General features: G+C 65.1%; 14 protein-coding genes. 3 read left to right on the forward strand and 11 right to left on the reverse strand.

What is annotated here, in order from left to right:
- Window positions 1–36: 36 nt before the first annotated feature.
- The 7 genes from ACLFKU_RS24005 to argB form a co-directional block, all read right to left on the reverse strand.
- Complete coding sequence (locus ACLFKU_RS24005; protein ID WP_410850704.1) at window positions 37–1,281, reverse strand: M48 family metallopeptidase; 1,245 nt, start codon at window positions 1,279–1,281, stop codon at window positions 37–39.
- Window positions 1,263–2,657: an AmpG family muropeptide MFS transporter gene (locus ACLFKU_RS24010; protein WP_368583229.1), complete on the reverse strand. Its 1,395-nt coding sequence runs from the start codon at window positions 2,655–2,657 to the stop codon at window positions 1,263–1,265. Before ACLFKU_RS24010 ends, ACLFKU_RS24005 begins: the two co-directional genes overlap by 19 nt.
- 14 nt (window positions 2,658–2,671) lie before the next feature.
- Window positions 2,672–3,280 (reverse strand): methionine biosynthesis protein MetW, encoded by a 609-nt coding sequence (gene metW / locus ACLFKU_RS24015; protein WP_368583230.1) that lies wholly within the window; start codon window positions 3,278–3,280, stop codon window positions 2,672–2,674.
- Window positions 3,277–4,422: a homoserine O-succinyltransferase MetX gene (locus ACLFKU_RS24020; RefSeq protein ID WP_368583231.1), complete on the reverse strand. Its 1,146-nt coding sequence runs from the start codon at window positions 4,420–4,422 to the stop codon at window positions 3,277–3,279. Before ACLFKU_RS24020 ends, metW begins: the two co-directional genes overlap by 4 nt.
- Window positions 4,423–4,743: 321 nt before the next feature.
- Window positions 4,744–5,454, reverse strand: a complete 711-nt coding sequence (slmA, locus tag ACLFKU_RS24025) for a nucleoid occlusion factor SlmA (RefSeq protein WP_410850705.1) — start codon at window positions 5,452–5,454, stop codon at window positions 4,744–4,746.
- A 41-nt stretch (window positions 5,455–5,495) separates the two neighbouring features.
- Window positions 5,496–6,263 (reverse strand): pyrimidine 5'-nucleotidase, encoded by a 768-nt coding sequence (locus tag ACLFKU_RS24030; protein WP_368583233.1) that lies wholly within the window; start codon window positions 6,261–6,263, stop codon window positions 5,496–5,498.
- A gap of 163 nt (window positions 6,264–6,426) precedes the next feature.
- Window positions 6,427–7,326 (reverse strand): acetylglutamate kinase, encoded by a 900-nt coding sequence (gene argB, locus ACLFKU_RS24035; protein WP_013088074.1) that lies wholly within the window; start codon window positions 7,324–7,326, stop codon window positions 6,427–6,429.
- Between the two features lie 265 nt (window positions 7,327–7,591).
- Between argB and ACLFKU_RS24040 the strand changes: the two genes are divergently transcribed.
- The gene (locus ACLFKU_RS24040) at window positions 7,592–7,819 is read left to right on the forward strand and encodes a cysteine-rich CWC family protein (RefSeq protein WP_410850706.1); all 228 of its coding nucleotides are present in this window, start codon (window positions 7,592–7,594) and stop codon (window positions 7,817–7,819) included.
- A gap of 34 nt (window positions 7,820–7,853) precedes the next feature.
- On the opposite strand, the gene ACLFKU_RS24045 is transcribed toward ACLFKU_RS24040, so the two are convergent.
- A complete protein-coding gene (locus tag ACLFKU_RS24045; protein WP_410850707.1) occupies window positions 7,854–9,488 on the reverse strand; it encodes a hypothetical protein in 1,635 nt (544 codons plus the stop codon).
- A 126-nt stretch (window positions 9,489–9,614) separates the two neighbouring features.
- On the opposite strand from ACLFKU_RS24045, the gene ACLFKU_RS24050 reads away from it, so the two are divergent.
- Both ACLFKU_RS24050 and ACLFKU_RS24055 read left to right on the forward strand, forming a co-directional pair.
- Window positions 9,615–10,925 (forward strand): ATP-binding protein, encoded by a 1,311-nt coding sequence (locus ACLFKU_RS24050; protein WP_410850708.1) that lies wholly within the window; start codon window positions 9,615–9,617, stop codon window positions 10,923–10,925.
- On the forward strand, window positions 10,922–11,464 hold the full coding sequence (locus ACLFKU_RS24055) for a response regulator transcription factor (RefSeq protein WP_013088076.1): 543 nt from the start codon (window positions 10,922–10,924) through the stop codon (window positions 11,462–11,464). Before ACLFKU_RS24050 ends, ACLFKU_RS24055 begins: the two co-directional genes overlap by 4 nt.
- Before the next feature lie 99 nt (window positions 11,465–11,563).
- Here ACLFKU_RS24055 and hslU read toward each other — a convergent pair whose 3' ends face one another.
- The 3 genes from hslU to dksA all read right to left on the reverse strand — a co-directional run bounded on the left by hslU (window position 11,564) and on the right by dksA (window position 14,216).
- Window positions 11,564–12,910, reverse strand: coding sequence for an ATP-dependent protease ATPase subunit HslU (gene hslU, locus ACLFKU_RS24060; RefSeq protein ID WP_410850709.1), 1,347 nt, complete (start codon window positions 12,908–12,910; stop codon window positions 11,564–11,566).
- Between the two features lie 10 nt (window positions 12,911–12,920).
- The gene (gene hslV, locus ACLFKU_RS24065; RefSeq protein WP_013088078.1) at window positions 12,921–13,457 is read right to left on the reverse strand and encodes an ATP-dependent protease subunit HslV; all 537 of its coding nucleotides are present in this window, start codon (window positions 13,455–13,457) and stop codon (window positions 12,921–12,923) included.
- 339 nt (window positions 13,458–13,796) lie between these two features.
- On the reverse strand, window positions 13,797–14,216 hold the full coding sequence (dksA, locus tag ACLFKU_RS24070) for an RNA polymerase-binding protein DksA (protein ID WP_008923580.1): 420 nt from the start codon (window positions 14,214–14,216) through the stop codon (window positions 13,797–13,799).
- Between the last annotated feature and the right edge of the window lie 516 nt (window positions 14,217–14,732).

Below are 14,732 nucleotides of genomic sequence, written 5' to 3' on the forward strand. Positions count from 1 at the left end.
CGCCGTCGACTGCCAGCAGCCGGTAGAAACGGCGTCTCAGTCGCGCGCCGTCTTGCGCGCCGGACGGCCGATGCCCGCGTAATCGGGCAACTCGTCGACGTTCTTACCGATTGCTTTCGCGTACAGCGACAGCATGTCCGGCAGCCGCTTGATGATGTCGTCGCGGCGCGCCGGTGTGAACGGGTGCACGTAGATGAAGCCCTGCTCGCGATTGCCGCGCGTCGCTTGCGCGAGCTTGTCCCAAAGCGTGACCGCCGCGCGCGGATCGAAGCCGGCGCGCGACGCGATATCGCTGCCGATCACGTCGGCTTCGGTTTCGTCGGTGCTCTCGTACTTCATTTCCAGCAGACGCGAACCGATGCCGAGCGGCGCCATGCCCAGGTCGGCGAGACCGAACAGTTGCGGGATCGTGCCGGACGAATCGAGCTGGCTCGCCTGCAACTGACCGAGCCGCATGCGCGCGTGCTCGCGCAACGCGTGCGCGATCTCGTGGCCGATCAGCATGCCGACCTCGTTGTCGTTCAGGCGCACGCGATCGAGTATCCCGCTATAGACGACGATCTTGCCGCCCGGCAGGCAATACATGCGGATGTCGTTCGAGCGCACCACCGCGACTTCCCACTTCCAGCCCTTGGCTCGCTCGTTCCATTTCAGCGAGTACGGAATCATCCGGTCGATGATCGAGCGCACGCGCGTCACGCGCGCGTCCGTGTCGCCATACAGGCGGTTCGCGTGGCTGGCGCCGTAGACGATCTGGTTGAACTCCTCTGCGGCCTGCGCCTCGAGCATCGACGACGGGATCAGGTTGCGGAACACCATGTAGCCGCCGTAGCGAAGCTGCGGGCTCACGTAGTAGGGCGGCGGGACGGCCGGGGGGGGCGACGCGCCGGCGCTCGGAGCGCTGCCGCTAGCGCCGGACGCGCCCGCGGCACCGGCGTTGGCGCCGGTGCTGTTATTCGCGCCAGGATTGGCGCCGCCGGTGCCGCTGTTGCCGGCCGCAGACGAGGTTGCGTTTTCTGCGCTGGCGCCGCTTGGCGCGGACTTGGCCGCAGGCGTCGGGGCCGGGTTGGCTGCTGCACCGCTCGTGGTCGCAGCGGCGGCAGCCGGCGCAGGCGCTTGCGCGCCGCTCACCGGGCTGGCGCCAGTCGCTGGGGCGCCGGTCGCATAGGCGCCCATCGGCATCGCCAGCGCGACGCTCGCACAGCCGAGCACACGTACCGCGCTGAGTGAGGCGCGGCGCGCGCGGGCCGGAAACGGTACCTTCACGACCGCTCCCTCCACGGCGCGATGCGCACCAGCAGCAGCATGCCAGGCACCGCGAGCGCGGTACAGAGGATGAAGTAGTCGAACCAGCCGATCCGGGCGACCACGAAGCCGCTCGCCGCCGACGCGAGCGTGCGCGGCACCGACGCGAGGCTCGTGAACAGCGCGAACTGCGTCGCGGTATAGCGCGGATCGGTGGTGCTCGCGATGTAAGCGGTGAACGCGGCCATCGTCAGACCGGTGGCGAAGGTCTCGAAGCCGTAGACGAGCGCGAGCGCGACCGAGCGCGGATCGAGCTGCACGCTCCAGTCGATGCCGATCAACGACAGCAGCTTCGTTGTTCCCTGGCTCAGCGCGACGGCGATGTTGTAAATCGCGGCAAGTCCGGGCGAATCGGGACCGAGATGCGCGAGCCACGCGAAGCCGAGCGTCGACACCATCTGCAGCAAACCGAAGATCCACAACCCACGGCCGATGCCGATCCTCATCAGCCAGATGCCGCCGACGATGCCGCCCGCGAGACTCGCGCCGAATGCCGTGGTCTTCGCGATCACGCCGATCTGCGTGCGCGAAAAGCCGATGTCGAGGAAAAACGACGTGGACAGCGTGGTCGCCATCGTATCGCCGAGCTTGTAGAGAAAGATGAAGCCGAGTACGAAGAGTGCACCGCGCCAGCCGTCGCGCTGAATGAATTCCCTGAACGGCTCGACGATCGCCTCGCGCAGATTCTTCGGCGGCTGGCCGTGCACCTCGGGCTCGCGCACGACCAGAGTCATCAGAACGCCAGGCAGCATGAACGCGGCCGTCACGATGAACACGGTGCTCCACGGCAGATGATCGGACAAAATCAGCGCGAGCGAACCGGGAACGAGCGCCGCGATCTTGTACGCGTTCACATGCACCGCGTTGCCGAGGCCCTGCTGCGTGTCGCTGAGCAATTCACGCCGGTACGCGTCGATCACGATGTCGGAGCTCGCGCCGAAGAACGCGACCAGCGCGGTCAGCGCGGCGACGCTCCAGATCGCTTCGCGCGGCGACACGAAACCGAGCGTCGCCATCGCGCCGGCCACGAGCAATTGTGTGACGAGCATCCAGCCGCGCCGTCTGCCGGGCCGCCAGCCGGGCACGCGCGGCACGTAACGGTCCATCAGCGGCGCCCACACGAATTTCCAGGTGTACGGAAACTGGATCAGCGCGAACAGGCCGATTTCCTTCAGATTGACGCCTTCCGAGCGCAGCCACGCCTGCACGAGGTAGACGAGCGTAAACAGCGGCAATCCCGACGTAAAGCCAAGAAAGACGCAAATCAGCATGCGCGTATTCAAAAACGCGCGCCAGCCGGGGTGTTCTTCGTGAGCGGTAAGTGCGGGCGCCTCGTGCGGCGGGTTCGACATGTGGATAACTGAGGTTAGCTTTTCTTGACGCGATAGACCGCAAGACTACCACGCCAGTTCACGCCCCACCGCACCACCTGTCCGTCGTGCAGCACGACACGATCGAGAATTTCGATGCCGACTTCGGGCGCGAGCGCTTCGAAGTCCTTGATCGTCAGCACGCGCACGTTCGGCGTGTTGTGCCATTGATAAGGCAGCGACTTCGACACCGGCATGCGCCCCTGGAGCACCGACAGCCGATGCGCCCAGTAGCCGAAATTCGGAAACGACACAATGCATTGCTTGCCGACCCGCACCGTCTCGCGCAGGATCGCCGCGGTCTGATGAATGGTCTGCAGCGTCTGCGACAGCACCGCGAAATCGAAGCTGCCGTCTTCGAACAGGCGCAGGCCGTCTTCGAGATTCTGCTGGATCACGTTGACGCCGTTCTGCGTCGCGGCGAGCACGCCGGCGTCGTTGATCTCGATGCCGTAACCCTGCACCTCCAGTTCCTCGTTCAGCAGCGACAGCAGCGAGCCGTCGCCGCAGCCGAGATCGAGCACCGTTGAATGCGGTTCGACCCAGCGGGCGATCGCGCGGAAGTCCGGGCGCGATGCCAGGTAATCAAGTGCTCGCTGGTTCATGCGTTGACCTCGTTTGCAATGCGTTCGTAGTAGGCGCGCAGCAGGTTGTGATAGCGCGCGTCGTCGAGCAGGAAGGCGTCGTGGCCATGCGGCGCGTCGATCTCCGCGTAGGTGACCGTGCGCTTGTGGTCGAGCAGCGCCTTCACCAGTTCACGTGAGCGAGCCGGCGCGAAACGCCAGTCGGTCGAGAAGCTCGCGATCAGATACTTCGCGGTGGTGTGCGCGAGCGCGGCGGTCAGATCGCCGTCGAAGGCCTTGGCGGGATCGAAGTAGTCGAGCGCGCGCGTGATCAGCAGGTAGGTGTTGGCGTCGAAGTAGTCGGCGAATTTGTCGCCCTGATAGCGCAGATACGATTCCACTTCGAACTCGACGTCGAAGCTGAAGTTGTAGTCATCGAGCGCGCCTTCCGCGCGACGCAGCGAGCGGCCGAATTTCTCGGCCATGTCGTCGTCCGACAGATAAGTGATGTGGCCGATCATCCGCGCGACGCGCAGGCCGCGCTTCGGCTTCACGCCGTGCGCGTAGTAGTTGCCGCCGTGGAAGTCGGGGTCCGACAGGATCGCCGAGCGCGCGACCTCGTTGAACGCGATGTTCTGCGCGGACAGCTTCGGCGTCGATGCGATCACGATGCAATGCGCGATCCGCTCGGGGTACATCATGCTCCATGCGAGCGCCTGCATGCCGCCGAGGCTGCCGCCCATCACGGCGGCGAAGCGCGTGATGCCGAACGCGTCGGCGACGCGCGCCTGCGCGTTGACCCAGTCTTCGACGGTGACGACCGGAAACGTCGCGCCATACGGCTTACCGGTGGCGGGGTCGATGCTCATCGGCCCGGTCGAGCCGAAGCACGAGCCGAGGTTGTTCACGCCGATCACGAAGAATTTGTCGGTATCGAGCGGCTTGCCGGGGCCCACCATGTTGTCCCACCAGCCGATGTCCTTCGGATTGTCGGCGTACACGCCCGCCACGTGATGCGATGCGTTTAGCGCGTGACACACGAGCACCGCATTGCTGCGCGCGGCATTGAGCGTGCCGTAGGTCTCGACCATCAGGTCGTAGCCCGCGAGCGAGCTGCCGTTGCGCAAGCGCAGCGGCTCGGTGAAATGCATTTTTTGGGGAGCGACGATGCCGATGGAGTCCATTCATTCCGCCATTGAGTCAACAGGGCGGCTAAACGGCGTCGGCGAAGCACGGAGAGAAGGGCGGTGTGCGCAGCTGACGACCTCTTTAGCCGCATTTATAGTGAACCGCGGGCCTGAGGCCCAAGGTTCGCGCGCCCGCAATCGAGTCAGCAAATCGGCGCGTGAAAGGGTGTGAAACCGGGTGCAACGTGTTCGTGATGCCTTGGCGCGGTCTGTTGTTCATCGTGGGACCGCGGCGGCGTCAGGCGCAAAGTATAGCGGAAAATTCCACGCGGCAGCGGCGCGGACGGCGCCGCGCGAAGGAGGGCGAGTCCTCGCGGACTACTGAAGAATCAGCAGCAGTTGCTCGTCCGCGTGTTCGGCGGGCGGCCGCGCGAAACCGCTGCGCACATAGCGATGCCAGCGGCCGATCACGTAGCTCACCAGCAGGCTCGCGCGAATCGCGGGATCGTAGCCGGCGGGCAGTGCGGCGGATGGCGGCGCGGTCTGCGGGTCGGTATGGCCTGTGGCGTGGTTATCAGCACGGGCAAGCGCTTCGGTTTGCGCGAGCCGCAAGCACTGCTTCAGCGATGCCTCGACCCGTTCGAGCATCTGGTTCACGCGCTCGGTCAGCCGTTCGTGCTCGCCGACCAGCGCCTCGCAGGTCAGCACGCGCGTCATGCCGGGATTTTTCGCGGGGAAGTTGAGCAGCATCAGCGCGATCGAGCGCGCCTGCAGCACGCCGTTGCTTTCGTGACCGGTGATCTGGTTGATGAGCCCGAACAGCGTCTGCTCGATGAACTCGATCAGCCCTTCGAACATCTGCGCCTTGCTGGCGAAATGGCGATACAGCGCGGCTTCCGACACACCGAGCCGGGCGGCGAGCGCGGCGGTGGTGACCTTTTCGCTCTTCGGCGCCTCGAGCATGCTGGCGAGCGTTTGCAGGATGTGCACGCGGCGCTCGCCCGGCTTCGGACGCGTTGCGCGTGTCGCGGCGGGCGCCGCGGGGGAGGCTGCGGCTGAGGCTTCGTCAGGCTTGTCGATCGGCTGCATGGCTGTCGTCCCCCGGCTGATGTCGTTGGCGGCTTTCGTCCCTACTGTCCAGGCTTGCGTCCCTTCCATCGAACCGAGCGCGTGCCCAGTCGTAGCGATTTTAGCGAACGAATGCTGCGGTCGACATAATGCGGCCGGCCGGTGCCCGGCAGGCGCGTCGGTACGCCGGCCGCGTGCGGCTTGCGCGGCAGGTGCCCGGTGATCCACACGGTGCGGATGCCGAGCCGCCGATAATTTTTCAGGTGCGAACGCGTGTCCTCGACGAGGATCGCGTCTTTCAGCGACACGTGCGCGTCGCGCATCGCGCGGCGCAGCATCGCGTGATCGGGCTTCGCGCGCCATTGGCGGCGATCGCGCATGTGCTCGATCGCGATCACCCGCTCGAACAGCCGCTCGATGCGCAGCTCGGCGAGCACGGCGCGCGCGTAGGTTTCGGGCGCATTGGTCAGCACGATCTTGCGGCCCGGCAGCGCCGCGACCAGCCGCGCGACGCCGCGCTCGTGGCGGATCATCGAACCGAGGTCGGGGAACGTGTGCACGACCTTCAGGAAGTCGTGCGCGTCGAGCGGATGGTGGCGCGTGAGCCCGAGCAGTGCCGCGCCGTAGCGCAGCGTGTAGCCGGTGCGCAGACGGTTGGCTTCGTCGATGTCGACTTGCAGCGCGTCGATGATGTACTGGGTCATGCCGCGATTGATCGCGGGAAAAATGGCATGCGACGCACGATGCAGCGTGTTGTCGAGGTCGAACAGCCAGACTGGCTTGCCGCTCGCGATGTCAGGACGGCGGCGCCGCGAAGTGGGGGTGCGCATGTTGGAGGTCTTCAGCCGCTGACGGGCGTTTCATGCTGCGGATGCGGATGCGGGAAGTGTGTCGCAGCGACGCTCGGCGGCGCGCATAGGCTGCCAGCCGCGAGGTGGAGCACAGGGGGCGCGCCACAGTGACGCAACCCCTGTGCCGGGGATGCCGCAACGCTCAATGCGAGCGGATCATCGTGCCGAACGGCTGTTCGGTCAGAATTTCGAGCAGCACCGAGTGCTCGATGCGACCGTCGATGATGTGCACCGAGCGCACGCCGCTCTTCGCTGCATCGAGCGCGGACGAAATTTTCGGCAGCATGCCGCCGGAGATCGTGCCGTCTTCGAACAGGCCGTCGATTTCGCGCGCTGACAGGTCGGTCAGCAGATTGCCTTCCTTGTCCATCACGCCGGGGATGTTGGTCATCATCACGAGCTTTTCGGCGTTCAGCACGACCGCCAGCTTGCCCGCGACGAGGTCCGCGTTGATGTTGTACGACAGACCGTCTTCGCCGAAGCCGATCGGCGAGATCACCGGAATGAACGCGTCGTCCTGCAGTGCCTTCACGACCGCCGGGTTGATCGCTTCGACTTCGCCGACCTGGCCGATGTCGACGTACTGGCCGGGCTTTTCCCGATCCGGCATCAGCATCTTGCGCGCGTGGATCAGGCCGCCATCCTTGCCGGTCAGGCCGACCGCGTGGCCGCCGAAGTGGTTGATCAGCATCACGATGTCCTGCTGCACCTCGCCGCCGAGCACCCATTCGACGACTTCCATCGTCTCTTCGTCGGTGACGCGCATGCCCTGGATGAACGTGCCCTGTTTACCGATTTTCTTAAGCGCCTGGTCGATTTGCGGACCACCGCCGTGCACGATGACCGGGTTGATGCCGACCAGCTTCAGCAGAATCACGTCGCGCGCGAAGCCCTGCTTCAGACGCTCTTCGGTCATGGCGTTGCCGCCGTATTTGATGACCACGGTCTTGCCGTGATACTGGCGGATGTAGGGCAGCGCCTCGGCCAGAATTTCGGCTTTCAGGGTGGGCGCAATCTGCGAGAGGTCGGGAAGCTCGGACATGGCGGCAGGCTCGGGCACGGAACAGTTAAAACAGCGCGAATTGTACAGGACTGGCGCGCTGCAACAGGGTTTTCGGCAGCAGCGCGAGCGACGGGCGGTGCAGGTTTGGCGTACCGCACCATGACGGGTCACGGGACGGGTAAACGGCAAGCGTAACGCACTTGCGTGACGGCCGTGCATTGGCCGAACGGACGGCTGCACCCAGGCGTATCAGTCATGGCATCATGATCTGACCGATGCCCCCGGCCTTTCGCGCCCATCCGCAATGAAACCGTCTTCTACCCGTTCCGGGCGCAGCGCGCGCTGTCCGCGCTGCGGCAATGCCTTCGACTGCGGCATGCAGGGCGAGACAACATCTCCGTGCTGGTGCCGTGCTCTGCCGCCGCTGCCGGCGGAGCGGCTGAAGCCGGGCGGCCCGTGCTTGTGCCCGGAATGTCTCGCCGCTGAGTTCGCCCAGGCGACACGCGAGGCAAGTGGCGTTGAACCCCCGTAAACGCTGCTTTTGCCAACAGCCGATCCGCACCCGGCTACGCGCCGCGATGCTGCGCCGCCAGCGCTCGCAGATCGCGCGCCACTGCTTCCAGCGCCGGCTCCCATTCGCCGAACCGCGGCTGCCGATACAACGTGGCGCTCGGATACCACGGGCTGTCGCCGCGCTCCAGCAACCAGACCCAATGCGGATTGACGTCGAGCAGCACCCACGTGCGCTGACCGAGCGCGCCGCTCAGATGCGCGACCGATGTGCATACGGTGATCACGAGGTCGAGCGCGCCGACGAAGGCGGCGGTGTCGTCGAAGGTCGCGAGGCTTGCAGTGTGATCGATGATGCGCAGGCCGGCCGCGCGGGCGGCGGCGACCTCGGCGGCCGCGCCCGGCTGCAGCGAGTAGAACGTGACGTCGTCGATGCCGGCGAAATGGGCGGCATAGCGCTGCCAGCCGACGCTGCGAAACGGGTTGCGCTGATGCCCGCGGCTACCCGTCCACGCGAGGCCGACCTTCAGGCGGCGCCCGTCGGCAACGCGCTCGCGCCACGCCGCAAACGCGGCCACATCGGCGAACAGGTAGGGCGCGGCTGGAATGGTCTCTTCGCGGGTGTCGAAGATCAGCGGCAAGCTCAGCAGCGGAATTTCATAGTCCATCGGCGGCAGCGACTCGATGCCGCCGCCGGACGAGAAACCGTCGACATGAGCGCCGAGGCTGCGCGCGAGCAGCGCGCCCATCTGCGGAAACGAATTCCACACGACGCGGCCGCTCTCGCGATGCACGCGCTCTGCCAGCATCGGGATATAGCGGCTGAACTGCAGCACGTCGGCCATCCCCTGTTCGCCCCATACGAGCAGCGTCTTGCCGGCGAGCGGCTCGCCGCGCCAGATCGGCGCCGGCATCAGGGGACGGCTGCCGGCGAGCTCCTTGGAGCCGTCCCAGCGCGACTCGTGTGACGCCCACCCTTCGGCGTATCGACCGCGCAGGAGTTGCAGCATGCCGAGGTTCGAGCGCATCGCCGGGTTCTGCGGGGCGAGCTCGCAGGCCGTCGCGGCGGCCTGTTCGGCGTTGTCCCAGCGTTGCGCTTCACGTAACGTCAGCGCATAGTTGTTGTAAGCCAGCGGACTGCGAGGCGCGCACTGCACGGCCTGCGCGCCGGCATCGAGCGCGTGCGGCAGGTCCAGACTCTGGCGATACGCGTTGGCGAGGTTGATCCATGCGTTGCCATCGTCGGGGGTATCGCGGATCGCGGCTTCGAGCAGCGCGAGCTGTTCGCTCAGATCGCCGTCGGTAATTGTCAGCGCGCTCGCGAGATTGTTGCGTAATTGCGGCAGTGCCGGATCGAGCGCCAGCGCGCGACGATACGGAGCGATCGCGTCGGCATGCCGGCCGGCCATCTGCAGCGTGTAGCCGGCGCGGAAGTGCGCGACGGCGCTCCCCGCATCGAGTTTGGCAATAATGGCGGCGAGTTCGATCGCCTCCGCATGGCGCTGCTTCGCGAGCCATGCGGCGATCAGCGCGTCGAGCGAGGCGCCGTCGAGCGGATGCAGCTTGGCCGCGGCGTCGAGGTAACGGGCTTCGTCCGCCGTGGCGCCACTGGCTCGGGCCGCGGCGGCATCGCGCAGTAAAGTCAGGTATGCGGAGGAAGCGTCGGCTTCTCGAATCGCGGTGGGCGGCATGAAGGGATGGCGCGGAACAGTCGTCGATGCAGCGCGGCGGCGTGCAATGCTATTTCGAACACAGTCATGTTACCGGCACTCGGCCGCGTGGTCAGCCATGCGGGTCCGAACGGGTAGACTAGGGTCATGCAACGTATAACCAACACCGGCCGCGTCAATCTCGGTCACCTGTTCTGGCTGCGCAGCCTCGCGATCATCGGTCAGCTGCTGACGATCGCGTTCGTGCAGATCTTCATCGGCGCCAATCTGCCCTTGCCCGCGATGCTGCTCGTGATCGGGCTCGAAGTGCTGTTCAATGCGCTCACATGGTTTCGCGTGTCGCAGCAGCGTCCCGAGTCCAACATCGAGCTGTTCGGGCAGATCTGGGTCGATCTCGGCGCGTTGTCGGCGCTGCTGTTCCTGTCCGGCGGCACCACCAACCCGTTCGTGTCGCTATACCTGCCATCGCTTGCGATCGCGGCCGCCGTGCTGCCGTGGTACCTGATGGCCTGGCTCGCGGCGTTCGCGGTCGCCTGCTACGCGATGCTCAGTTTCGATTCGGTGCCGCTCAATCTCGAGAATCCCGCCAACCTGTTCGACTACTATCGTTCGGGCATGTGGGTCAACTTCATGGTCAGCGTGGGGCTGATCGCGTGGTTCGTCGCGCGCATGTCACGGGCACTGCGGCTACGTGACGCAGCGCTTGGAGAAGCGCAGCAGCGCTTGCTCCAGGACGAACGGGCGGTCGCGCTCGGTGTTCAGGCGGCGACCGTGGCACACGAAATCGGCACCCCTCTGTCTACAATCGCGATGTTGTCAGAGGAATTGCGCGACGCGGCGCGCACCGACGCGGGACTCGCGCCCTACCGCGCCGATCTCGAACTGCTCGAGCAGCAGATGACGTTGTGCACGTCGGCACTCGCGCGCTTGCGCAGCCGCGCGACGACCACGACGAACCGTGAGCCGGTCGACGAATGGCTAGAGTCGTTTGCCGAGCAATGGCGCCTGCGCCATCCGCACGTGAAGTTCGAGCGGCTCGGCACGCCGCCCGCCGATGTCAGTCTCAACGACACGGTGGCCGTCAGCCAGATACTGACGATCCTGCTCGACAATGCCGCGCGCGCGAGCCGCGATCACGTGACGCTGTCCTGCATGCTCGCACCACGCGGCGACCAGATAGAGTTCGAAGTATGCGACCACGGTCCTGGCATTCCGGTCGCGCTACGCGGCTCGCTCGGCACGATGCCCGTGGAGAGCACGCAGGGCGGTCACGGCGTCGGCCTGTATCTGGCGTTTTCGGCGGCGGCGCGTCTGAAGGGATCGATTGAACTGACCGACGCCAACGGCGGGCGGCCGCGCGGCACGCGTGCGGTGCTGCGACTGCCGCTCGGCGCGCGCAAGATTTCCGGAGCGAGCCCGCAAGGCGCCGCGCCATCCAACACGGAGAAACAGGCATGAGCGAAAAGAATTTTCTGGTGATCGACGACGACGAAGTGTTCTCCGGCATCCTGGCGCGCGGCTTGACACGGCGCGGCTACACGGTGAGCGAAGCGCACAACGCGGACGAGGCGATCCGGCTCGCGAATCAGCAGAAGTTCAGCGAGATCACCGTGGACCTGCATCTGGGCAACGACTCCGGCCTGACGCTCGTCGCACCGTTACGCGATCTGCAGCCCGATGCGCGCATGCTGGTGCTGACCGGCTACGCGAGCATCGCCACCGCGGTGCAGGCGGTCAAGGACGGCGCCGACAACTATCTCGCGAAGCCCGCCAACGTCGAGACGATCCTGTCGGCGCTGCAAAGCGAGGCGAGCGCGTTGCAAGCCGAGGAGGCGATCGAGCATCCGCAGCCGCTGTCGGTGGCGCGGCTCGAATGGGAGCATATCCAGCGCGTGCTCGCCGAACACAACGGCAATATCTCGGCGACCGCGCGCGCGTTGAACATGCATCGGCGCACGTTGCAGCGCAAGCTGGCGAAGCGGCCGGTGAGGCAGTAGGCCGCGATCGAACAGCACAAAGCAAAACGGGCTGCCTATCCGATATCCGAAGGCAGCCCGTTTTTCATGCATCAGCGCTTGGCGCTGTGACCGCGCACATCACAGCACGTAGCGCGACAGATCCTCGTCTTGCGCGACCTCGTTCAACGCGCGATCGACATACGCCGCGTCGATCTGCACTGTACGGCCCGAATGATTGCCGGCCGAGAACGACACTTCCTCTAGCAGCTTTTCGATGACCGTATAAAGACGCCGCGCGCCGATGTTCTCGGTCTTCTCGTTGACCGAGTACGCGATCTCGGCAAGACGGCGGATGCCGTCGTCGGCGAATTCGAGGTGCACGTCTTCGGTCGCGAGCAGCGCCTGGTATTGCTTGACGAGGCTCGCATCCGTCGACACGAGAATCGATTCGAAGTCGTTGACCGACAGCGAATCGAGTTCGACGCGAATCGGGAAGCGCCCTTGCAGCTCGGGAATCAGATCGCTCGGCTTCGCGAGATGGAACGCGCCGCTCGCGATGAACAGGATGTGATCGGTTTTCACCATGCCGTACTTGGTGTTGATCGTCGTGCCTTCGACGAGCGGCAGCAGATCGCGCTGCACGCCCTGACGGGACACTTCACCGCCGCCCGCTTCGTTGCGCGACGCGATCTTGTCGATTTCGTCGAGAAACACGATGCCGTTCTGCTCGACGTTCTGCACCGCCTTGGACTTCACCTCTTCGTCGTTCAGCATCTTGCCGGCTTCTTCGTCGGTGAGCACCTTCAGCGCTTCCTTGACCTTCATCTTGCGGCGCGTCTTCTTGCCGCCGCCGATGTTGGCGAACATCGAGCGGATCTGCTCGGTCATGTCTTCCATGCCCGGCGGCCCCATGATGTCCATGCCGACCTGTGGCTGCTCGACGTCGAGCTCGATTTCCTTGTCGTCGAGCTGGCCTTCGCGCAGGCGCTTGCGGAACGTCTGACGCGTCGTGCTGCCTTCATCGGCAGTATCGGTCGAACTCGTGCTCGAACCGAAGCCGACCGGCCGTGCGGTCGGCAGCAGGATGTCGAGAATGCGGTCTTCGGCGAGATCGCCGGCCTTGGTCCGCACTTTGCGCATTTCGGTTTCGCGGGTCTGCTTGACCGAAATTTCGATCAGGTCGCGCACGATGCTGTCGACGTCGCGGCCCACGTAACCGACTTCGGTGAACTTGGTCGCTTCGATCTTGATGAACGGCGCGTCCGCGAGCTTCGCGAGACGCCGCGCGATTTCGGTCTTGCCGACGCCGGTCGGTCCGATCATCAGGATGTTCTTCGGGGTGATTTCCTGGCGCAGCGGTTCGTCGACCTGCTGACGGCGCCAGCGGTTGCGCAGCGCGACGGCCACGGCTTTCTTCGCGCGGCCTTGGCCGATGATGTGTTTGTCGAGCTCGGAGACGATCTCGGCGGGGGGCATGGTGCTCATCGATGGGTCCTTACTCGATCGTCTCAATGACGCGGTTATGGTTCGTGTAGATGCACATGTCGCCGGCGATTTCCAGCGATTTCTCCACGATGTCGCGCGGCGACAGCTCCGTGTTGTCGGCAAGCGCCTTCGCGGCCGCCTGCGCGTACGCACCGCCCGAACCGATCGCGCAGATGCCGCCTTCGGGATCGAGCACGTCGCCGTTGCCCGTGATGACGAGCGTGGTGGTCGCGTCCGCGGTGATCAGCATCGCTTCCAGACGACGCAGCATGCGGTCGGTGCGCCAGTCTTTCGCGAGCTCCACGGCCGCGCGCGTCAGATTGCCCTGATGCTTTTCGAGCTTCGCCTCGAAGCGGTCGAGCAGCGAGAAGGCATCCGCCGTGCCGCCAGCGAAGCCGACCAGCACCTTGCCGTTATAGATGCGCCGGACCTTCTTCGCGCCGCCTTTCATGACGATGTTGCCGAGCGTCACCTGGCCGTCACCGCCGAGCGCCACCTTGTTGCCGCGGCGCACGGAAACGATCGTCGTGCCGTGAAATTGCTCCATATGCGTTCCTCTTTGCAAAACGGGTAGGACGCGGCAGCGCTGCGCGCTACCGCATGAATCCAGTCAGCGGACGGCGCGCCGGCTGGCGCGCTCGTGAGCGCATGTCCGATCTATTTTAGGGCGGGCGCGGTCATATCAAGATCCGCCGGAAGGCCTAGGGAGAAAAACTGAAAATCCGCTCAGGAAGCCTGAGAAATGAGGCGGGAAGGCGTGGTGGGACAGGAGGGATGGCGGAGCTCGCGCGGATGTCGCGCAAAAAGAAAAGGCGCACGGTTCACCGTGCGCCTCTCGACGAAGCAGCGTTTTCAGGGCGCCAGGCCGGAGCCGCGCCTCAGCTCATCAGTCGCCGAACAGCTTCTGGCGCAATTCGCGGCGCTCTTGTGCTTCGAGCGACAGCGTGGCCGTGGGCCGTGCGAGCAGACGCGGAATGCCGATCGGCTCGCCGGTTTCTTCGCACCAGCCGTAGTCGCCCGCCTCGATGCGCGCGATCGATTGCTGCACCTTCTTCAGCAACTTGCGTTCGCGGTCGCGCGTGCGCAGTTCGAGCGCATGCTCTTCCTCGATCGTGGCGCGATCGGCCGGGTCCGGCACGATGACCGTTTCACGCAGGTTCTCGGTCGTCTGGCCGGCATTGCGGAGAATGTCCGCCTGCAACTGTTCGAGCCTGTTCTTGAAGAAGGCGAGCTGATCCTCATTCATGTAATCCTTGTCGCTCATCTTCAGGATTTCGGCTTCGGTCAAGAGTCGTTTCGTCGTCATCTGGCTTACTTCTTCAATGTGAGGCAAAACTCATAGTGCCCGCACTTTCGTATTGCCCGCAAACGCGTCGCGCGGACGCGCAGCGCAGGGGTGGTCACGAACGTTGGGCTGTCGTGACGCCGAAGCGCCTGGCGCCCACACACCGGGCGTTGCTAGCTACGCCACTGCGGGGCCGAACTCCTCTGGAAACCGATTCACACATGCTCCTGAGGCATCGCTCGCCGACCAGCGCGTGCCCTTTCAGGCCGTGCCCGCCGGCGTTTTCGGCGTGTCTCCGGACAAGATTTTCCGGCGCCGTTTCAGGCCCGTCGCGGGATACGCGCGACCGGGCAATTCGTTGTCATTCTCCAGTGGGCACGTATTGTAACTGAATCACAATCCGGCACCGCAACTGCCGAATTCTGCCTGCGGCGCAGCGATATCCCGAAAATATAACGCGCACAAAGCCAAAAAGCGATGGTCGTGCACGCTTTAATGCGGCAGGGTTTTCACGTGTTTTTCATATAGCCGGCAATC

The organism is Paraburkholderia sp. EG304 (assembly GCF_046543485.1).
Classification (GTDB): Bacteria; Pseudomonadota; Gammaproteobacteria; order Burkholderiales; family Burkholderiaceae; genus Paraburkholderia; species Paraburkholderia youngii.